This is a genomic window from Mycobacterium sp. NBC_00419, from assembly GCF_036023875.1.
Classification (GTDB): Bacteria; Actinomycetota; Actinomycetes; order Mycobacteriales; family Mycobacteriaceae; genus Mycobacterium.
The window spans coordinates 1,962,775-1,983,179 of record NZ_CP107931.1 but is presented as its reverse complement, the minus strand read 5'-3'; the positions used below and the strand labels follow the sequence as shown (position 1 = coordinate 1,983,179).

The 20,405-nt window shown below is 67.3% G+C and carries 17 protein-coding genes; 15 read left to right on the top strand and 2 right to left on the bottom strand.

Going from position 1 to position 20,405, the window contains the following annotated elements:
- The first annotated feature begins 2 nt into the window (after nt 1–2).
- The 9 genes from OG976_RS09205 (at nt 3) to OG976_RS09165 (ending at nt 9,662) form a co-directional block, all read left to right on the top strand.
- Nucleotides 3–1,346 carry an MCE family protein gene (locus OG976_RS09205; RefSeq protein WP_328360883.1) on the top strand — a complete coding sequence of 448 codons (1,344 nt, stop codon included), beginning with the start codon at nt 3–5 and terminating at the stop codon, nt 1,344–1,346.
- The gene (locus tag OG976_RS09200; protein ID WP_328360880.1) at nt 1,343–2,371 is read left to right on the top strand and encodes an MlaD family protein; all 1,029 of its coding nucleotides are present in this window, start codon (nt 1,343–1,345) and stop codon (nt 2,369–2,371) included. The genes OG976_RS09205 and OG976_RS09200 overlap by 4 nt, the downstream gene beginning before the upstream one ends.
- A complete protein-coding gene (locus tag OG976_RS09195; RefSeq protein ID WP_328360877.1) occupies nt 2,368–3,678 on the top strand; it encodes an MCE family protein in 1,311 nt (436 codons plus the stop codon). The genes OG976_RS09200 and OG976_RS09195 overlap by 4 nt, the downstream gene beginning before the upstream one ends.
- On the top strand, nt 3,678–4,982 hold the full coding sequence (locus OG976_RS09190) for an MCE family protein (protein ID WP_328360874.1): 1,305 nt from the start codon (nt 3,678–3,680) through the stop codon (nt 4,980–4,982). Before OG976_RS09195 ends, OG976_RS09190 begins: the two co-directional genes overlap by 1 nt.
- Nucleotides 4,979–6,100 (top strand): MCE family protein, encoded by a 1,122-nt coding sequence (locus OG976_RS09185; RefSeq protein WP_328360871.1) that lies wholly within the window; start codon nt 4,979–4,981, stop codon nt 6,098–6,100. The genes OG976_RS09190 and OG976_RS09185 overlap by 4 nt, the downstream gene beginning before the upstream one ends.
- Before the next feature lies 1 nt (nt 6,101).
- Nucleotides 6,102–7,553, top strand: a complete 1,452-nt coding sequence (locus OG976_RS09180) for an MlaD family protein (RefSeq protein ID WP_328360868.1) — start codon at nt 6,102–6,104, stop codon at nt 7,551–7,553.
- A 65-nt stretch (nt 7,554–7,618) separates the two neighbouring features.
- Nucleotides 7,619–8,062 (top strand): SRPBCC family protein, encoded by a 444-nt coding sequence (locus OG976_RS09175; RefSeq protein ID WP_328360865.1) that lies wholly within the window; start codon nt 7,619–7,621, stop codon nt 8,060–8,062.
- A gap of 14 nt (nt 8,063–8,076) precedes the next feature.
- On the top strand, nt 8,077–9,159 hold the full coding sequence (locus OG976_RS09170) for a CaiB/BaiF CoA transferase family protein (RefSeq protein WP_328360862.1): 1,083 nt from the start codon (nt 8,077–8,079) through the stop codon (nt 9,157–9,159).
- Between the two features lie 56 nt (nt 9,160–9,215).
- Complete coding sequence (locus OG976_RS09165) at nt 9,216–9,662, top strand: SRPBCC family protein (RefSeq protein WP_328360859.1); 447 nt, start codon at nt 9,216–9,218, stop codon at nt 9,660–9,662.
- Here OG976_RS09165 and OG976_RS09160 read toward each other — a convergent pair.
- Nucleotides 9,634–10,830, bottom strand: coding sequence for a pyridoxal phosphate-dependent aminotransferase (locus OG976_RS09160; protein ID WP_328360855.1), 1,197 nt, complete (start codon nt 10,828–10,830; stop codon nt 9,634–9,636). The genes OG976_RS09165 and OG976_RS09160 overlap by 29 nt on opposite strands.
- A 163-nt stretch (nt 10,831–10,993) precedes the next feature.
- On the opposite strand from OG976_RS09160, the gene OG976_RS09155 reads away from it, so the two are divergent.
- From OG976_RS09155 to OG976_RS09130, 6 genes are all read left to right on the top strand, one after another.
- The gene (locus tag OG976_RS09155; RefSeq protein ID WP_328360852.1) at nt 10,994–12,205 is read left to right on the top strand and encodes an acetyl-CoA C-acetyltransferase; all 1,212 of its coding nucleotides are present in this window, start codon (nt 10,994–10,996) and stop codon (nt 12,203–12,205) included.
- A gap of 9 nt (nt 12,206–12,214) precedes the next feature.
- The gene (locus tag OG976_RS09150) at nt 12,215–14,350 is read left to right on the top strand and encodes a 3-hydroxyacyl-CoA dehydrogenase NAD-binding domain-containing protein (protein WP_328360849.1); all 2,136 of its coding nucleotides are present in this window, start codon (nt 12,215–12,217) and stop codon (nt 14,348–14,350) included.
- Nucleotides 14,351–14,431: 81 nt separating this feature from the next.
- The gene (locus OG976_RS09145) at nt 14,432–15,919 is read left to right on the top strand and encodes a class I adenylate-forming enzyme family protein (protein ID WP_328360846.1); all 1,488 of its coding nucleotides are present in this window, start codon (nt 14,432–14,434) and stop codon (nt 15,917–15,919) included.
- A gap of 39 nt (nt 15,920–15,958) precedes the next feature.
- Nucleotides 15,959–16,948, top strand: a complete 990-nt coding sequence (locus tag OG976_RS09140; protein ID WP_328360843.1) for an LLM class F420-dependent oxidoreductase — start codon at nt 15,959–15,961, stop codon at nt 16,946–16,948.
- A gap of 91 nt (nt 16,949–17,039) precedes the next feature.
- On the top strand, nt 17,040–17,465 hold the full coding sequence (locus OG976_RS09135; RefSeq protein ID WP_328360840.1) for a Zn-ribbon domain-containing OB-fold protein: 426 nt from the start codon (nt 17,040–17,042) through the stop codon (nt 17,463–17,465).
- A gap of 19 nt (nt 17,466–17,484) precedes the next feature.
- On the top strand, nt 17,485–18,630 hold the full coding sequence (locus tag OG976_RS09130; protein ID WP_328360837.1) for a thiolase family protein: 1,146 nt from the start codon (nt 17,485–17,487) through the stop codon (nt 18,628–18,630).
- Nucleotides 18,631–18,632: 2 nt separating this feature from the next.
- Here the strand turns inward: OG976_RS09130 and OG976_RS09125 are convergent, their stop codons facing one another.
- Nucleotides 18,633–20,375 (bottom strand): PE-PPE domain-containing protein, encoded by a 1,743-nt coding sequence (locus OG976_RS09125; protein ID WP_328360834.1) that lies wholly within the window; start codon nt 20,373–20,375, stop codon nt 18,633–18,635.
- Nucleotides 20,376–20,405: the final 30 nt, after the last annotated feature.

Genomic DNA, 20,405 nt, shown 5'->3' with positions numbered 1-20,405 from the left:
GCGTGGCGAACTCCTCCCGACGCGAGAAGATCGATCCGATCTGGTGGGCCCCGGTGCTGATCCTCGTGATCGCCGCCCTCACCGCGCTGACCGCACTGCTGTTCTCCGGATCGCTGCGCAAAACCGTTCCGCTGACGGTGGTTTCGGACCGTGCCGGACTCGTCATGGAGGACGGCGCCAAGGTCAAACTGCGCGGCGTGCAGATCGGCCAGGTCAGCTCGATCGGCGCTGAGCACGCCGGTGGGCAGAACCTCTCCGCTCTGAAACTCAAGATCGACCCCGGGCCGTTCCAGTACCTGCCGGGCAACGTCGAGGCGGAGATCAAGTCGAGCACCGCATTCGGCGCCAAGTACGTCGACCTCATCGTCCCGTCCGACGGTGCGAGCGGGCGCCTTGCCCCCGGCGCGGTGCTGCGCTCCCGCAATGTCACCGTCGAGGTGAACACGGTCTTCCAGAACCTGCAGTCGGTGGTGCGCTCCATCGACCCGGCCAAGCTCAATTCGGTGTTCACCGCGGTCGCCGACGCGGTGCGCGGCAAGGGCCAACGGATCGGTGAGTCGATCACCGACGCCAACAAGGTGCTGCTGGCGGTCAACCCGCGGATGCCAGGAGTGCAGCGAGACTGGCAGTTGTTCGGCCAGACCGCCCAGGCCTATTCCGATGCGGCGCAGAACATTCTGGCCATCCTGGACAACTTCACCACCACCAGCGCGACGATCACCGCCAACGCCGGCGCCCTGGACAGCCTGCTGCTGTCGGCGGTCGGGTTCTCCCAGTCCGGCATCAACACGATCGGCGCCAATCAGCCGAACCTGGTGCGGGCGATGAACATCCTGGACCCGACCACCGCGCTGTTCGGAAAGTACTCGCCGACCTACACCTGCCTGTTCCAGGGCGCCCAGTGGTTCCTCGAGAACGGTGGCCGGGATGCCCTCGGCGGCAACGGCAAGTCGGTGATCATGGACGCCGCTCTCCTGGCCGGCGACGACCCCTACCGCTACCCCGACAATCTGCCGATCGTCAACGCCAAGGGCGGTCCCGGCGGAAAGCCGAGTTGCGGCTCGCTGCCCGACGCCAGCAAGAACTTCCCGGTGAAGTACCTCGTCACCGACACCGGCTTCGGAACCGGCCTCGACGTGCGGCCGAACCCGGGTATTGGGTTCCCCGGCTTCGCCAACTACTTCCCGGCCACCAAGGGCGTGCCGGAGGAACCGCGGATCCGTTATCCCGGGGGCCCGGCTCCCGGCCCGCCGCCGCCCTATCCCGGCGGACCGGCCTACGGCGCACCGGAATTCGCACCGGACGGCACACCGCTGTACCCACCGCCACCGGGAGGACAGCCGTGAGATCGAGAACCGCCCGTACCGCCACCCTCGTGGCGCTGTTCACCGTGATGTGCCTGATCTTCATGTTCGTCCTGGTCACCGTGTTCGGCCAGTTCCGCTTCGACTCGCGGGCGTCGTACAGTGCGGTGTTCTCCAACGTCTCGGGTCTCAAGGGCGGCAACTTCGTCCGCATCGCCGGGGTGGAGGTCGGCAAGGTCAAGGACATGACCCTGCACAAGGACGGCACTGTCACCGTCGACTTCGCCGTCGACAAGCAACTGCAACTCACCGAGGGCACCCGCGCCGTGGTGCGCTACGAGAACCTGATCGGAGACCGCTACCTGTCGCTCGAGGAGGGTGCGGGTTCGGTGCGCAAACTCTCTCCCGGGCAAACGATTCCGTTGACCCGGACCGCGCCGGCCCTCGACGTCGACGCGCTCATCGGCGGCTTCCGGCCGCTGTTCCGCGCATTGGACCCCGACCAGGTCAACGCCCTGTCGGGTCAGCTGCTGCGGGTGTTCCAGGGTCAGGGCGGCACGATCTCCTCGGTGCTCGCCCAGACCTCGGCGCTGACCACCACGCTGGCCGGGCGCGACCAGCTGATCGGTGAGGTGATCACCAACCTCAACACCGTGCTCGGGACGTTCGCCGCCCGCGACGACCAGTTCGGCACGGGGCTGGACAAGCTGTCCCAGCTCGTGGCGGGCCTGGCCGACCGCAGGACCGACATCGGCACCGGGCTGGCCTACATCAACGCCGCGGCCGGGTCGGTCGCCGACCTCCTGACCGCGGCACGCCAGCCGATCAAGGACACCGTCACCCAGACCGACCGGTTCGCCGGCCAGGTGATGGCCGACCACGACTTCGTCGACGACCTGGTCAAGACACTTCCGGACGCCTACCAGGTACTGGCCCGAAATGGCTTGTACGGGGATTACTTCGGCTTCTACCTCTGCGACGCGATCCTCAAGGTCAACGGAAAGGGCGGTCAGCCCGTGTTCGTCAAACTCGCCGGACAGGACACCGGACGGTGCACACCCAAATGAGCCGACTCACGATCAAGCGACCACACTTCACGCCGCTGGCCGACCGTAACCGGCTGACCGTCGGCCTCGTCGGTGTCGCCGTCGTCGTCGCCCTGGTGGCCGCGGTGTTCTCCTACGACAAGATCCCCTTCATCAAAGGGACGACGGACCACTCCGCCTACTTCGCGGAAGCCGGCGGTATCAAGACTGGTAGCGACGTGCGGGTGTCGGGTCTCGGTGTCGGCCGGGTCTCCGGCATCAGCCTGGAGGGCACCAAGGTGCTGGTGGACTTCACGGTTCGCGACGGGGTGGACCTCGGTGACCGCACCGAGGTCGCGATCAAGACCGAAACAGTGCTCGGCACAAAGTATCTCGAGCTGACACCGCGCGGTGACGGCACGCTGAGCGGACCCATCCCACTGGAACGCACCCGCTCGCCCTACGACCTCACCGACGCCCTCGGTGACCTCACGACGACGATCAGCGGTCTGGACACCGCCCAGTTGTCGTCGTCGCTGACCACTATCGCGGACACGTTCAAGGACACCCCGCCCGACCTGAAGATCGCTCTCGAGGGTGTGGCCCAGTTCTCCGACACCCTCAACACGCGCGATGCCAAGCTCCGCCAGCTGCTGGCCGATGCCAACAAGGTCACCGGCGTGCTGGCCAAGCGCAGCGAACAGATCGCCCAGCTGGTCGCCAACGCCAACGCGCTACTGGTCGAGCTTGTCTCCCAGCGTGACTCGGTGGACGCATTGATGGGCAACATCAGCGCGGTGTCGCAGCAGATCTCCGCGGTGGTCGCCGACAACCGCACCCAGCTCAAGCCGGCCGTCGACAAACTCAACGGGGTGCTGGCAATCCTGGACAACCGCAAGAAGGAATTGCAGCGCACGCTGTATCTGTTCCGGCGCTACGCCATGTCGTTCGGTGAGGTGCTGGGTTCGGGACCGTTCTTCAAGGCGTCGGTGGTCAACCTCGTACCCGGCCAGTTCTCCCAGCCGTTCATCGACGCGGCGTTCTCCGACCTCGGTCTGGACCCGAACGTGAAGGTGCCCTCCCAACTCGTCGAGCCCGGCGTCGGACAGCCGGCCACCCCGCCGCTGCCGGTGCCCTACCCGCGGACCGGACAGGGCGGCGAGCCGAACCTGACCCTGCCCGACGCCATCACCGGTAACCCCGGCGACCCGCGCTACCCCTACCGCGAGCCGCTGCCGGCACCGCCGCCCGGCGGTCCACCACCGGGCCCGCCCGCCCTGGCTCCGGCACCCGGTGAGCTACCGCCACCGTCGATCCCGCCGGTGCCGCCGGCCGACGGGAGGAACTGATGCTCACGACGCATCGGCGCGCGACCCAGATCGCCACGGGCATCAGCCTGTTGGCCATCCTGGCGGTGGCGGTCACCGTGGTGGCCACCCCGTGGTGGCGTCACGTCGCGCAGAACACCTACGTCGCCTACTTCGCCAACACCAACGGCCTCTACACCGGCGACGAGATCCGCATTCTGGGCGTCGCGGTCGGCACCGTGGAGAAGATCGAGCCGCAACCCACCGCGGCCATGGTCACGTTCTCCGTCGACCGCAAGTACCAGGTGCCCGCCGACGTGAAGGCGGCGATCCTGTCGCCCTCGCTGGTCTCCGCCCGGGCGGTGCAACTGATTCCGGCCTACTCCGGCGGCCCGGAACTCGCCGACGGAGCGACCATCCCGATCGAGCGGACCGCGGTGCCCCTCGAATGGGACGACCTGCGAAGGCAACTCGAGAAACTCACCGGATCACTGCAGCCCACCACACCGGGCGGCCCCAGCGCGCTCGGCGAGTTCATCAACACCGCCGCAGACAACCTGCGCGGCCAGGGCGACACCGCGCGTGACACGGTGCTCAAGCTCTCCCAGGCCGCCTCGGCACTGGGTGACCACGCAGGAGACATCTTCGGCACCGTCAAGAACCTGCAGCTGCTGGTCTCGGCGCTGTCATCGAGCAGCGACCTGCTGGCGTCGTTCAACACCAACCTGGCCGACGTCACCACCGTGCTGTCCAACACCCCCGACGAAATCGCCGGCGCGACACAGGGCCTGGACGGGGCCGTCAACGATCTGCGTGGCTTCGTCGCCGAGAACCGGGAAGGTCTCGGAACCACCTTCGACCATCTCAACGCGATCACCACCGCGCTCAACGACAGCAGCGGCGACGTCAAGCAGGCGCTGCACATCGCGCCTACGGTGTTCTCCAACTTCACCAACATCTACCAGCCGGCGCAGAGCGCGATCACAGGCATCCTGGCCCCAGTCAACTTCGCCGACACCGTCCAATTCATTTGCAGCTCAATCCAGGCGGCGTCGCGCGAAGGCTGGCAGCAGTCCTCGAAGCTGTGCACGCAGTACCTGGCGCCGATCATCAAGAACCGCCAATACAACACCTTTCCGATTGGCGGTAACCCGTTCGTCGGCACCGTCGCGCGGCCCAACGAGATCACCTACAGCGAGGACCGGCTCAACCCCCACCTGCCACCGGCCGATACCGCCCCACCGACCGACGCCGCCTCGGCGCTGGCCGCCGAGGTCCCGCCCGCCACGCCGACCGACCCCGGTGCCGGGCTGGAAGGTCTGATGGTTCCGGAGGGTCCGCCATGAGGCGGCTTGGCGCCGCGGCGCTGGTCGTCGCCTGCCTGTTGGGTGTCTCGGGTTGCCAATGGCGGGGCCTCAATTCGCTGAGCCTGCCGGGCACCACCGGAACCGGTGACGGCTCCTACACCATCCAGGCCGAACTGCCCGACGTGGTGACCATTCAGGAGAACACCCGGGTGCGGGTGGCCGACGTCAACGTCGGCAACGTCACCAAGATTGCGGTCCAGGACTGGCATGCGCTGGTGACGATGCGTATCAACGGCGATGTGCATCTGCCCGCGAACGCCACCGCCAAGGTCGGGCAGACCAGCCTGCTGGGATCCCAGCACATCGAGCTGGCCCCGCCCACCGACGAGGCGCCACAGGGTGAGCTCAAGAACGGTGCGCTGATACCGCTGTCGCGGTCCGGCACCTACCCGACCACCGAGCAGACGCTGGCCTCGGTGTCGGTACTGCTCAACGGCGGCGGGCTGGGCCAACTCCAGGAGATCAACCAGGCGTTCGCCACGGCGCTGACCGGACGCGAAGACGATATGAAAAGCCTTCTAGTCCAATTGGATACGTTCATCTCCCAGCTCAACGTCCAGACCGACGACATCATCACCGCCACCGAGAAGCTCAACTCGCTGGCCGGTCAGGTCGCCGCCAAGGACCAGGCCGTCGACAAGGCGCTGACCACCATCCCGCAGGCGCTGGCAGTGCTGGCCGACTCGCGCACCAAGCTGGCCAACGCGATCGACGCGCTCGGCAAGTTCAGCGCCATCGCAACCGACACCGTCAACCAGACCAAGCAATCACTGGTCGACAACCTGCGCAACATCGCGCCGGTGTTGCGGGAACTGGCCAACGCCGGACCCGCACTGACCAGGGGCCTGGACTTCTTGTCGACCTACCCGTGGGTGAAGAGCACCATCCCCAACTGGTTCCGGGGCGACTTCGCGAACATCACCCTCGTCATCGACCTCACGTTGAGTCGGATCGACAGCGGCCTGTTCACCGGAACCAGGTGGGAGGGCGACCTCACCGAACTCGAGATGCAGTGGGGCCGCACCATCGGTCAGATGCCCAGCCCCTACACCGGCGGGAACCCGTTGATCGCGCCCTACCACTTCGGGGGGTACTGACATGCTGCGTCTGCCCCGCCCGGTGTGGATCCAGCTGGGAGTCCTCGCGACCATCACGGTGATATCGGTCAGCATCATGGCGTTCGGGTTCATCAAGGTGCCCGCTCTGCTGGGCATCGGCCGGTACACGGTCACCGTCGACCTTCCGAAATCCGGTGGGCTGTACCCGACTTCGGTGGTCACCTATCGCGGCACCGAGGTGGGCCGGGTCGAGTCGATCGACGTCACCGGCGACGGTGTGCGTGCCGTGCTCGACCTGGACTCCGCTACGCCGATCCCCACCCCAATCGAGGCGGCCGTACACAGCCGCTCAGCCGTCGGCGAGCAGTTCCTCGAACTGACCCCCAAGGCCGGTGCCGGGCCGAAGCTGCGCGACGGTGACGTCATACCGGCTGCCGAAGTGCAGACCCCACCCGATATCGGCAAGCTGCTCGATGCCACCAACACGGCGCTGCAGGCGATCCCGCAGGAAAACCTGCGCACCGTCGTCGACGAGGCCGCCAAAGCCGTCGGCGGGCTGGGTCCCGAGTTGGCCCGCATCGTCGACGGGTCGACCGCGCTCGCGATCGAGGGCGGCAAGACCGTCGGGCCGCTGACCCAGTTGATCGACCAGTCGCCGCCGGTGCTCGAATCCCAAGTCCGCACATCGGACTCGATCGCCGTCTGGGCGGCCCGGATGGCCTCGATCACCGGGCAGTTCAAAGATCAGGACGCGGCGTTCGCCGACCTGCTGCGGGTCGGTGGTCCAGGACTTGACGAGGGCCGCGCGCTGTTCGACAGGGTGGCACCGACGTTGCCCGTGCTGCTGGCCAACCTGGTGAGCCTCGGTGACATCGCGGTCACCTATCGCAACGACCTCGAGCAACTTCTGGTGCTCTTCCCGCAGGGCACGGCCGTGATGTCGGCGATCGCCGTGGCGGACTCCGGAGTCAAGCAGTCCTACCGGGGCATCTATCTCGATTTCAATCTCAACCTCAACCTGCCGCCGCCATGCAACACCGGGTTCCTGCCGGTGGACCAGCAGCGCTCGGCGTCGGACGTCGACTATCCCGAACGTCCGGCCGGCGATCTGTACTGCCGGATCCCGCAGGACTCCGACATGAATGTCCGTGGCGTGCGCAACATCCCGTGCGAGACCAAGCCCTGGAAGCGGGCGCCGACGATCGAGATGTGCGAGAGCGACGAGAACTACGTGCCGCTCAATGACGGCTTCAACTGGAAGGGTGACCCCAACGCGACGTTCTCCGGCCAGGGTGTGCCGCAGTACCCGCCGGGCGCCGACCCGCGGGTGGCGCCGCCGCAGGGCACCGGCACCGCACCACCGGTGGCCTACGTTCCCTACGATCCCGCCACCGGCACCTACGTCGGCCCGGACGGCAAGCAGTACACCCAGGCTGACCTGGCCCACCCGCAGAACAAGACCTGGCAGTCGATGCTGACCCCGCCGTCCTAGTCGGGGCGCCGGACGTCGATGGCCAATCCGGTCCACCGGCGCAGCCGCCTCGCTATGGTCACGCCATGGCAGTCAAAGATTCCCGCGAAGTGGTCATCGAAGCGACACCCGAGGAGATCCTCGACGTGATCGCCGACGTCGAGTCGACACCGACCTGGTCGCCGCAGTACCAGAGTGCCGAGGTGCTCGACGCCTACGACGACGGCAGGCCCCGCCAGGTCAAGATGAAGATCAAGGCCGCGGGCCTGACCGACGAGCAGATCGTCGAATACAGCTGGACCGACAGCAGTGCGAGCTGGACGCTGATCAAGGCCGGGCAGTTGCGCTCCCAGGACGCCTCGTACACGCTGACGCCGGCCGGGGACAAGACCAAGGTGCGGTTCGACCTCAGCATCGACCTGTCCGTTCCGCTGCCCGGCTTCGTGGTCAAGCGCACGATCAAGGGTGCGATGGAGACCGCCACCGACGGCTTGCGCAAGCAGGTCCTGAAGGTGAAGAAGGACGGCTGAGTTAACTTGATCGCGTGACTGGTTCCGGGCCCCTCGCCGGGGTGAGAGTTGTCGAGCTGGGCGGGATCGGGCCGGGACCGCACGCCGCGATGGTGTTGTCCGACCTTGGCGCCGACGTGGTGCGGGTGCGCAGGCCCAGAGGGGGAATGGCCATGCCCGCCGAACATATCGACCTGTTCCACCGCGGCAAGCGCGTCGTCGACCTGGACATGAAGTCGCAGCGGCAGGCGCTGCTGGATCTGGTGGCCAAGGCCGACGTGCTGCTGGACTGCTTTCGCCCCGGCACCTGCGAGCGGCTGGGAATCGGCCCCGAACAGTGTGCGGCCGTCAACCCGCGGCTGATCTTCGCCCGCATGACCGGGTGGGGTCAGGACGGTCCGCTGGCCTCGACGGCCGGCCACGACATCAACTACCTCTCGCAGACCGGCGCGCTGAACGCGATCGGATACCGCGACCGCCCTCCGGTGGTGCCGCTGAACCTGGTTGCCGATTTCGGTGGCGGCTCGATGCTGGTGCTGCTGGGTATCGTCGCCGCGCTCTACGAGCGGGAGCGCTCGGGTCAGGGTCAGGTGGTCGACGCGGCGATGGTCGACGGTGTCAGCGTGCTGGCCCAGGCCATGTGGACGATCAAGTCGACGGGCCGGCTGTCCGACGAACGCGAATCGTTCATGCTCGACGGCAGCTGTCCGTACTACCGCACCTACCGGACGGCCGACGGCGAGTACATGGCCGTCGGTTCGATCGAACCGCAGTTCTTCGCCGAACTGATTGCCGGGCTTGGTCTTTCAGCTGATGAGGTGCCGGCCCAGTCTGACATCGCTGGTCGGCCGGAGATGGCGCGGATCTTCACCGAGCGCTTCGCCGCCAAGACCCGCGACGAATGGGCCGCGATCTTCGCCGGGACCGACGCGTGTGTCACGCCGGTTCTCGACTGGACCGAAGCCGCCGCCAGCGCGCACTTGCGCGAGCGCGGCACCCTGGTCGACGTCGGCGGAACCACCCAGGCCGCGCCAGCACCACGGTTCTCCAGGAGCCGGCCCGGTCCGGTCGGCTCACCCCCTCGGGACTCCACCCCGATCGACGAAATAGGTTGGTAGACAGACCCTTCCGGCAAAGCTCACCGGGCGCACCGCGGGCTGGCTAGATTGGCCCTGTGGCGGTTCGAGCATCGCGAGAGATCGTGATCGACGCCGCGCCGGAGACCATCCTCGACGCGCTTGCCGACGTCGAGGCCGTGCCGACGTGGTCGTCGGTGCACAAGCACGCCCACGTGGTGGACCGCTACGCCGACGGGCGCCCGCACCACGTCCGGGTCACCGTCAAGATTCTCGGGCTGGTCGACCACGAGATGCTCGAATACCACTGGGGTCGCGACTGGGTGGTCTGGGACGCCGACCGCACCGCCCAACAGCATGCCCAGCACGTCGAGTACACGCTTCATCCCGAAGCCGGCCGGACCCGGGTGCGTTTCGATATCACGATGGAACCCTCGGCGCCGTTGCCGGAGTTTCTGGTCAAGCGTGCCAAGAAGACGGTCCTTCAGGCGGCGACCGAGGGTCTGCGTGCGCACGTTATGCGCGCAGCACACCCAGACGCCTGATCGCCTCGTCCAACGTGGCATCGCGTTTGCAGAATGCGAAGCGCACCAGGTGATTCCACTGGTCGGCATGCCCGGAGTGCGGATCGCAGAATGCTGACATCGGGATCGCTGCCACACCGGCGCGGGCCGGCAACTCGGCGCAGAACGCGGCACTGTCGGAATAGCCCAGCGGCCGCGGGTCGGCACACAGGAAGTAGGTACCCGCGCTGTCGTGCACGGCAAAGCCGAGATCGGCCAGGGCGCCGGCGAGCCGGTCCCGTTTGGCTTCAAGCGAGTCGCGCAAGGCGTCGACCCAGGCGTCCTCGGCGTTGAGCGCGTAGGCCACCGCGGGCTGAAACGGCGCACCGCCGACATAGGAGAGGTACTGCTTGGCCGCCCGCACCCCGGCGATCAGTTCCGGCGCGCCGCACGCCCAGCCGATCTTCCAGCCGGTGCAGTTGAACATCTTCGCCGCACTGGAGATCGTCACGGTGCGCTCGGCCATGCCGGGATAGGTGGCGATCGGTAGGTGCCGCGTGCCGTCGTACACCAGGTGCTCGTAGACCTCGTCGCTGATCACCAGCAGATCAGCCTCGACCGCGAACCCGGCCAATGCGCGCAGGTCGCGGTCGGAGAGCACCATGCCGGTCGGGTTGTGTGGCGAGTTGACGATCACCGCCCGGGTTCGGGGAGTGAGGGCGGCCCGCAGGGCATCGACGTCGAGTGCGAAGCCGCGACCGTGCGGTGCCAGCGGAACGGTGACCCGATTGCACCCGGCCATCGCGATGACGGGCGCGTAGGTGTCGAAAGCAGGCTCGATCACCAGGACGTCGGAGCCCGGCTCGACGAGGCCGAGCACCGAGGCGGCGATCGCCTCGGAGGCGCCGACGGTGATGAGCACGCCGTTCTCCGGGTCGAACTCCATGCCGTATCGGCGCTTGCGCTGCGCGGCGACGGCTTGCCGCAACGGCAGGATGCCGGCACCGGGCGGGTACTGGTTCACGCCGTCGGCGATGGCCTTCTGGGCGGCTTCGAGCATTCCGATCGGGCCGTCCTCGTCGGGGAAGCCCTGACCGAGGTTCACCGCGTCGAGGCGCGCGGCAAGCGCCGACATCGCGGCGAAGATATTGACCGCATAGGGCTGCAGCCGCTGGACCGTCGCCGGGCCGGCGGCATGGGGATCCGTCATGCGCTGAGCCTAAGCGTGCCGACCGCGGCCCCAGGGGGCTAACCCCAGCTCAGAGTCCCAACCAACAGGTTGGCCGAACGGCCTGTTAGGGTGCCAGTACAGAGGTCTAGGCTCCGAGGAGCCGGATCCAAACACTCCGAAAAGGACAGAAGGGGCAACAACCATGTCCGAAGAAGCCTTCATCTACGAGGCCATTCGCACGCCTCGCGGCAAGCAGCGGGGCGGCTCGCTGACCGAGGTCAAGCCGCTCAACCTGGTCGTCGGTCTGATTGAGGAGCTGCGCTCGCGATTCCCCGACCTCGACGAGAGCCTGATCAGCGACGTCATCCTGGGCTGCGTCTCGCCGGTGGGCGATCAGGGCGGCGACATCGCGCGCACCGCGGTGCTGGCGGCCGGCATGCCAGACACCGTCGGTGGCGTGCAGCTCAACCGGTTCTGCGCCTCGGGCCTGGAGGCCGTCAACACCGCCGCACAGAAGGTGCGCTCTGGCTGGGACGACCTGGTGCTCGCCGGTGGTGTCGAGTCGATGAGCCGCATCCCGATGGGGTCTGACGGCGGCGCGATGTTCACCGACATCCCCTTCACCTTCGACAACTACATCGCCCCCCAGGGCATCGGCGCAGACCTGATCGCCACCATCGAGGGCTTCTCCCGCGAGGACGTCGACGCCTACGCCGCCCAGTCCCAGGAACGCGCCGCTGCGGCGTGGTCCGGTGGCTACTTCGCCAAGTCGGTGGTCCCGGTCCGCGACCAGAACGGCCTGGTGATCCTCGACCACGACGAGCACATGCGCCCCGGCACCACGGTGGAGAGCCTCGGCAAGCTGAAGTCCGCGTTCGAGGGCCTGGCCGCCATGGCCGGCTTCGACGATGTGGCGCTGCAGAAGTACCACTGGGTCGAGAAGATCAACCACGTGCACACCGGCGGCAACAGCTCGGGCATCGTCGACGGCGCCGCCCTCGTGCTCATCGGTTCGGAAAGTGCGGGCAAGTCCCAGGGCCTGACCCCGCGTGCCCGCGTGGTGGCCACCGCGACCACCGGCGCCGACGCGACCATCATGCTCACCGGGCCCACCCCGGCCACCGAGAAGGTTCTGGCCCGCGCCGGCCTGACCGTCGACGACATCGACCTGTTCGAGCTCAACGAGGCGTTCGCCTCGGTGGTGCTGAAGTTCCAGAAGGACCTGAACATCCCCAGCGAGAAGCTCAATGTCAACGGCGGCGCCATCGCGATGGGTCACCCGCTGGGCGCCACCGGCGCCATGATCACCGGCACCATGGTCGACGAGCTGGAGCGCCGCGGCGCCAAGCGCGCGCTGATCACGTTGTGCATCGGCGGCGGCATGGGCGTGGCCACCATCATCGAGCGAGTGTAAGGAAAACTTATGGCAGAGAACACAATTGCGTGGGACAAGGATGCCGACGGCATCGTCACGCTGACGCTGGACGACCCGACAGGTTCGGCCAACGTGATGAACGAGCATTACAAGGAATCCATGCACAAGGCTGTCGAACGCCTTGTTGCGGAGAAGGATTCGATCACCGGTGTGGTGATCACCAGCGGCAAGAAGACCTTCTTCGCGGGCGGTGACCTCAAGAGCATGATCAATGCCGGCCCGGAGAACGCCGGTGAGATCTTTGACGAGGTCGAGGACATCAAGCGCGACCTGCGTGCGCTGGAGACCCTGGGCGTCCCGGTCGTCGCGGCTATCAACGGCGCCGCCCTGGGTGGTGGCCTGGAGATCGCACTGGCCACCCATCACCGCATCGTCGCCGACGTCAAGGGTGTGCAGATCGGCCTGCCCGAGGTCACCCTGGGTCTGCTGCCCGGTGGCGGCGGCGTGGCCCGCACGGTCCGGATGCTGGGCATCCAGAACGCGTTCGTCAACGTCCTGAGCCAGGGCACCCGGTTCAAGCCGGCCGCCGCCAAGGACAACGGTCTGGTCGACGAGCTGGTCGGCAGCGTGGAGGAACTGATCCCGGCCGCCAAGGCGTGGATCAAGGCCAACCCCGATGCCCACACCCAGCCGTGGGATGCCAAGGGTTACAAGATGCCCGGCGGCCTCCCGAGCAGCCCGGCGCTCGCGGCGATCCTGCCGTCGTTCCCGTCGCTGCTGCGCAAGCAGCTCAAGGGTGCACCGATGCCCGCCCCGCGCAACATCCTGGCCGCGGCCGTCGAGGGTGCGCAGGTGGACTTCGAGACCGCGACCCGCGTCGAGAGCCGCTACTTCACCGAGCTGGTCACCGGCCCGATCGCCAAGAACATGATCCAGGCGTTCTTCTTCGACCTGCAGGCCATCAACTCCGGTGGCTCGCGGCCCGAGGGCATCGGCAAGACCCCGATCACCAAGATCGGCGTCCTGGGCGCCGGCATGATGGGCGCGGGCATCGCCTATGTCTCGGCCAAGGCCGGTTTCGACGTCGTGCTCAAGGACGTCACGATCGAGGCCGCGCAGAAGGGCAAGGCCTACTCCGAGAAGATCGAGGCCAAGGCACTCGAGCGTGGCAAGACCAGCAAGGAGCGCTCCGACGCGCTGCTGGCAAGGATCACCCCGACGGCGGATGCCGCCGACTTCAAGGGCGTCGACTTCGTCATCGAGGCCGTGTTCGAGTCGGTCGAGCTCAAGCACAAGGTGTTCCAGGAGATCGAGGACATCGTCGAACCCAACGCGCTGCTGGGCTCGAACACCTCGACGCTGCCCATCACCGAGCTGGCGACGGGGGTGAAGCGCCAAGACGATTTCATCGGCATCCACTTCTTCTCACCGGTCGACAAGATGCCGCTGGTGGAGATCATCAAGGGCGAGAAGACCTCTGACGAGGCGCTGGCCCGGGTGTTCGACTACACCCTGGCCATCGGCAAGACCCCGATCGTCGTCAACGACAGCCGCGGCTTCTACACCAGCCGCGTCATCGGCACCTTCGTCAACGAAGCGCTGGCGATGCTCGGCGAGGGCGTCGAGCCGGCGTCGATCGAGCACGCGGGTTCCCAAGCCGGGTACCCGGCCCCGCCGCTGCAGCTGTCCGACGAGCTCAACCTGGAGCTCATGCACAAGATCGCCGCCGCCACCCGCAAGGCTGTCGAAGAGGCGGGCGGCACCTACGCGCCGCACCCGGCCGAGGCAGTCGTCGAGAAGATGATCGAGGCCGGCCGTCCCTCACGGCTTTCCGGTGCCGGTTTCTACGAGTACGTCGACGGCAAGCGGACCCAGCTGTGGCCCGGGCTGCGGGAGACGTTCAACTCCGGCAGCTCGCAGCCGCCGCTGCAGGACATGATCGACCGGATGCTGTTCGCCGAGGCGCTGGAAACCCAGAAGTGCTTCGACGAGGGCGTGATCACCACGACCGCCGACGCCAACATCGGCTCCATCATGGGCATCGGCTTCCCGCCGTGGACCGGTGGTGCTGCGCAGCTGATCGTCGGCTACCCGCATGGCGGTAAGGCCGGGTTCGTGGCGCGGGCCAAGGAGTTGGCCGCCAAGTACGGCGACCGCTTCAACCCGCCGGCCTCCCTGCTCTAGGCACGAGACGCAAGGTCCCCGAAACAGTCCTGTTTCGGGGACCTTTGCGTTGCGCGGTGCGTATCGGGTTAGCGTGGCGGCATGAGCGACGGCGCCGGCGAATTCCGTAGCGCGCTCGCCGCCAGCCTGGCCGGATACCGTGACGCCCCCTGCATCGAGTTCGAGGGCCGCTGGTGGCGCGGTGACGAGATCAGCGCCTATATCGACAGCATCGGCGGGGCGCTGCGCGACGCGGGAGTCGCCGACGGTGCCACGGTCGCGGTGGTGGCGCGCAACCGGCCGCCGCACGCCGCGGCAGTGGTCGGCCTGCTCGCCGCCGGGCGCTGGGTGTCGATGGTCTACTCCTACCAAACTCCGCACGGCATCGGCCGAGACATCGAGCAGCTTCGTCCGGCCGCCATCATCGCCGACCGCGAGGACTGGACCGAACCGGTCGTCGAGGCCGCCCGGCGGACGGGAACCGCCGGTATCGCGGTGTCGCTGCACCCGCCCGCCGTCGACCGTGTGACCGGCCTCGAACGGGTCAGCGCTGAGCTGGCCGACGCCGGGCGCGACGGGTCGGCCGGGCTGCGGGTGCTCACCAGCGGCACCACCGGACCGCCCAAGCGACATGACATTCCGGCGTCGGTGCTGGAACACACGGTCTACAGCGTGGCAGGCCCGACCGCGTCCGCCGACGATCCGCCGGAGCTCATGTACTGGCCGCTGGGCGGCATCGGTGGAGTCTGCCAACTGATCACCGGGGCCTACATCGGTAAGCGCATCGCCCTGCTGGAGAAGTTCTCGGTGACCGAATGGGTCAGGGTGGTCAAGGCGTACGGCATCCGGCGCAGCGGGCTGCAACCGGCAGCGGTGCGGATGCTGGTGGAGGCCGACCTGCCGCGCGAGGACCTCGCCACGCTCGACTACGTGGTGAGTGCGTCGGGGCCGCTGGACGCCGAGACCCGGGACGCCTTCGAACAGCGGTACGGCGTTCCGGTTCTACTAGCTTATGGCGCAACGGAATTCGCGGGTTCCGTGTGCACGTGGACGCCTGAGCTGTATCGCGAGTTCGGTGCGCTCAAGCGGGCCAGCTCGGGGCGGGTGCTGCCCGACACCGAGGTGCGCATCATCGACCCGCAGACGGCGGCCGCGGTGCCGACCGGCGAACAGGGTGTGTTGGAAGCGCGGATCGCGACCATCAGCCCCGACTGGATCCGGACCAACGACCTCGCCTCGATCGACGCCGACGGCTTCATCACCCTGCACGGCCGCGCCGACGGCGCCATCAACCGGGGCGGCTTCAAAGTTCTGCCGGAAATCGTTCGGCACGTGCTGGTTTCGCACCCCGGCGTGCGCGATGCCGCGGTGGTCGGCGTGCCCGATGGCCGGCTGGGTGAGGTGCCCTTCGCCGCGGTGGAGACCCTGCCGGGTGCCGCGGCACCGTCACCGGAGGAGCTGATGGCGCTGGTGCGCGAGCAGTTGCCCAAACACTGCGTGCCGGTCGGCGTCGCCGTCGTCGGAGAACTGCCCCGCACTCAGTCGCTCAAAGTGAGCCTTCGCGACGTGGCGGCGCTGTACTCACACTGAGGGTTGCCCAATCCGGCGGCGCCCGTAGAGTCGAAGGCTATGCGCTTCGGACTCTTCATCCCACAGGGCTGGCGGCTGGACCTGGTCGGCATTCCCACCGACAAGCACTGGCAGGTCATGAGCGACCTGGCCACGCATGCGGACAACGGCCCATGGGACTCGTTGTGGGTCTACGACCACTTCCACACCGTGCCCGTCCCCACCGACGAGGCCACCCATGAGGCGTGGACGCTGATGGCCGCCTACGCCGCGACCACATCGCGGATCAAGCTCGGCCAGATGTGCACGGCGATGAGCTACCGCAACCCGGCGTACCTGGCCAAGGTCGCGGCCACCACCGACATCATCTCCAGCGGTCGCGTGCAGATGGGCATCGGTGGCGGCTGGTACGAGCACGAATGGCGTGCCTATGGATACGGATTCCCTTCGGCCGGTGCGCGACTGGCCCGCCTCGACGAAGGCGTGCAGATCATGCGCGACGCGTGGCGAGACGGGCGGGTGAGCTTCACCGGCAAGCACTATCAGGTCGACGGCGCGATCGTGGCCCCAAAGCCTTTGCAGCAGGACGGGATTCCATTGTGGATCGCCGGTGGCGGTGAGAAGGTGACGCTCAAGATCGCCGCCAAGTACGCGCAGTACACCAATTTCACCTCCGATCCCGACGGATTCCGGCACAAGTCGCAGGTGCTCGCCGAACACTGCGGCGAGGTCGGCACCGATTTCGGCGCGATCGTACGGTCGGCGAACGTCAACGCGATCCTGGGCAGCAGCGATGCCGACGTCGCGCAGCGGATCCAGCGGGTGCGTGAGCGGCTGGCCGGTGTCTGCGGGGACGATGCGGCCGATGCGATGCTGTCCATGTTCAGCGCGCCCGGCTCGGCGGCGGGCACCCCCGAGCAGGTGGTGGAGAGCCTGACGACGCTGCGGGAGCTGGGCTGCGAGTACGTCATCTGCTACTTCCCGGAGGCCGCTTACGACCGGTCCGGCATCGAGCTCTTCGAGCGCGAGGTCATCCCCGCGCTTGCGTGAGAAGCACATGCACGCAAATGAGAATGGGGTTTCCATAAAGCGCTAACTGTGTTGTACGATCCGCCTACCGAGTCGACGGAGGATCGCAGCTATGCAGAAGGCCCTGGCCCCCGAAATCTCCACATGGCCACAGGAGAACCCGCAGCTCATCGGCAGTAAATGCGGGAGTTGCGCCGCGGTGGTCTTCCCCCGCCAGGAGCGCTGCCCGCAGTGCAGTGCCGGCGACATGGCCGAGGTCATGCTGCCGCGGCAGGGGACTCTGGTGGCCTGGACCACGCAGGGCTTCGCCCCCGGTGCGCCCTACATCGGCCCCACCGGTAAGGACTTCGTCCCGTTCGGGGTCGGCCTGGTCCAACTCGGCCTTGGGGAAGAAGCCGTGGTGCGTGTCGAGGGCCGGCTGACCGAGAACGACCCCGCCAAGCTCCAGTGGGGGATGGACGTCGAGTTGACCATGATCCCGTTCGCCACCGACGCCGACGGCAACGAGATCGTCACCTTCGCCTTCCAGCCGGTCTGAGCCGAGAGGAACTCAAGTCATGACCAACGACGTCGCCATCATCGGCGTGGGCCTGCACCCGTTCGGCCGGTTCGACAAGACCGCCATGCAGATGGGCGCCGAGGCCATCCAGGCCGCCCTCACCGACGCCGGTGTGCAGTGGAAGGACATCCAGTTCGGCTTCGGCGGTAGCTACGAGGTGTCCAATCCGGATGCGGTCACCCGCCTGGTGGGCCTGACCGGAATCACGTTCACCAACGTCTTCAACGCGTGCGCCACCGCGGCCAGCGCCATCCAGCAGACCGCCGACACGATTCGGCTCGGTAAGTACGACATCGGTATCGCCATCGGGCTCGACAAGCATCCGCGCGGCGCGTTCACCGACGATCCGGCCAAACTTGCACTGCCGCAGTGGTATGCCGAGAACGGTCAGTTCGTCACCACGAAGTTCTTCGGCATCAAGGCCAACCGCTACCTCCACGACCACAACATCTCCGAGGAGACGCTGGCGCGGGTGGCCAACAAGAACTTCCGCAACGGTGTGCTGAACCCCAATGCGTTTCGCCGCAAGGAGATCTCGGTCGAGGAGATCATGGCCTCACCGGTGCTGAACTATCCGCTGCGCCAGTACATGTTCTGTGCTCCCGACGAAGGCGCGGCCGCAGTCATCATGTGCCGGGCCGATATCGCCCACCGCTACACCGACAAGCCGGTTTATGTGCGGGCCAGTGAGATTCGTACCCGCACCTATGGCGCCTACGAGGTGCACGGCACCTCGGCCCCGCTCGACGAGGACGTCTCGCCGACCGTCTACGCCGCGAAGGCGGCCTACGAGGCGGCCGGCATCGGGCCCGAGGACGTCGACATCGCCCAGTTGCAGGACACCGACGCCGGTGCCGAAGTCATCCACATGGCCGAGACGGGTCTGTGTGCCGACGGCGAGCAGGAGAAGCTGCTGGCCGACGGCGCAACCGAGATCCACGGCTCGTTGCCGATCAACACCGACGGCGGTCTGATCGCCAACGGCGAGCCGATCGGGGCCTCTGGCCTGCGCCAGATGCACGAGTTGGTGCGCCAGCTGCGCGGTGAGGCCGGTGATCGTCAGGTGCCGGGCAGCCCGCGCGTCGGGCTGGCCCAGGTGTACGGCGCACCCGGAACTGCTTCGGCCACAATACTTTCGCTGTAGCTCTACCCGGCGGTGGTGGTCGGGATGGTGAACACGCCCTGAACCGCCTGCAGGATCACCAGAACCTCGATCAACGCGGCGGTGGTGACCAGTCCGACGTTGGCGGCCAGTGGCCGCCCGATCGCGTTGATCAGTCCGCCGATCGGGTCGCCGTGGATGGCCTGGGAGATGCCGTCGAGGAACAGCGTGACGTTGTAGGCCGGCAGCATGGTCACGATGGCGTTGACGATGTCGGCGGTCGGCAACAGTGCGGCGTAGATCGAGGCGGCGGCGTTCGAGATCACGGCGGCGACCGTGGTGGTCACGTTCTGGATCGCGGTGATGATGCTGTCCGGGGTGGTGGGCAGGGCGATCGGACCCGGCGTGGGCAGGTGGATCGAATTGAGTTCCTGCCAGAACGACCCGCCGGGTGCGAAATCGCTGACGAAGTCGTTGATGCCCTGGGCCACCCCGGCGGCCAGCAGACCGACGACCTCGCCGAGGTCGACGTTCGGCAGAAACTCAAAGGGCGCTTCGACATTGGCGTCGCCAGTGGTTGACCAGCCGTAATTCGGGTCGCCGTAGCCGAGATTGACGATCACCCGCAGCGCCGGCTGCACCAGGTCGGCCAGCGGATTGCCGATCAACGGAATCAGGCGAAGCGGCTCGAGCAGTGGCAGGTTCTTGGTCGGAATGATGTAGTACTGCTGTGTCGCCGACGTGGTCGGTAGCGCGATGGCGTTGTCGACCTGGTCCTGGGTGAGCTTGGCGTACTGGGTGTGGACGAACACGATGCCGAGGCCTGCGTTGAGCACCGACAGGAAGTTCAGCGGGTACTTCGGGAAGTCGGCGAACCCGTCGTATTCCAGGGTGTAGTTGGTGGTGGGGAAGGCGTCTTCCGGTGTGGCACCGTAGAAGTCGAGGCCCAGGCTGGGCATGCTCAGGCCGGGGAACCGCGACAGCAGCCCGCCGTCGGGGTTCATCTCGTTGCCGACCAGCACGAAGTTGATCGGGGTGTCGGCGGGCAGCTGGCTCATCACCAGCGAGGAGATGATGGCGCTCTGCGAGTAGCCGAACACCGTCAGCGTATTGCCCAGGGCGAGCTGGCTGTTGATCGCATCCTTGAGGATCGTGATCCCTTGGTCCACCGAGGTATTCAGCGGCAGGCTCTTCACGCCGGTGATCGGGTACAGCCCCTCCGGGGTGAACAGACCGATCGGCACGGCGCCGGGGTTGTTCGACTTGATGTAGAGGTTGTAGACCGACTCGATGTACTCCTCGGAGGGGATCGGCACCCCGCTGGGACCCATCACCAGACCGGTGTCGGCGGCGGCCGGAGCCGGGACGGCCGCACGCGCGGTCGTGGCGACGGTGCGCCGGTTGAAGTCCACCAGCGCAAAGCCCAGCTGCGAATCGGCCGGAACGCTCGGAGCGCTCGGCGCCACCGGCTGGGTCGCGGTCGCCACGGTGCTCGCCTCGGCGGCGCTGGTGTCGACCTCGGTCACCCGAGTCGAGATAGTCAGCGGAACGGGTGCCAACTTCGCCGAGCGGGCCGATGCCGCGGACACCGCGGCGGGACCCCGGTTGGCGGAGGTGCTGCTGTGATTACTACCGCTGGTCGCCGAGCGAGCCGAGCTTCCGTGGGTCGATGACGCGTCCGACGACGGGCTGTCCGCCCAGGCCACCGCCGAGCCGAACGCGGCCGCACCTATCCCTAGGGCAACCGCGAGACCACCGACCCGACCGACCACACTCGCTGCGCGCACCGAACCCCCCACCGACGGAGACCACTGGAC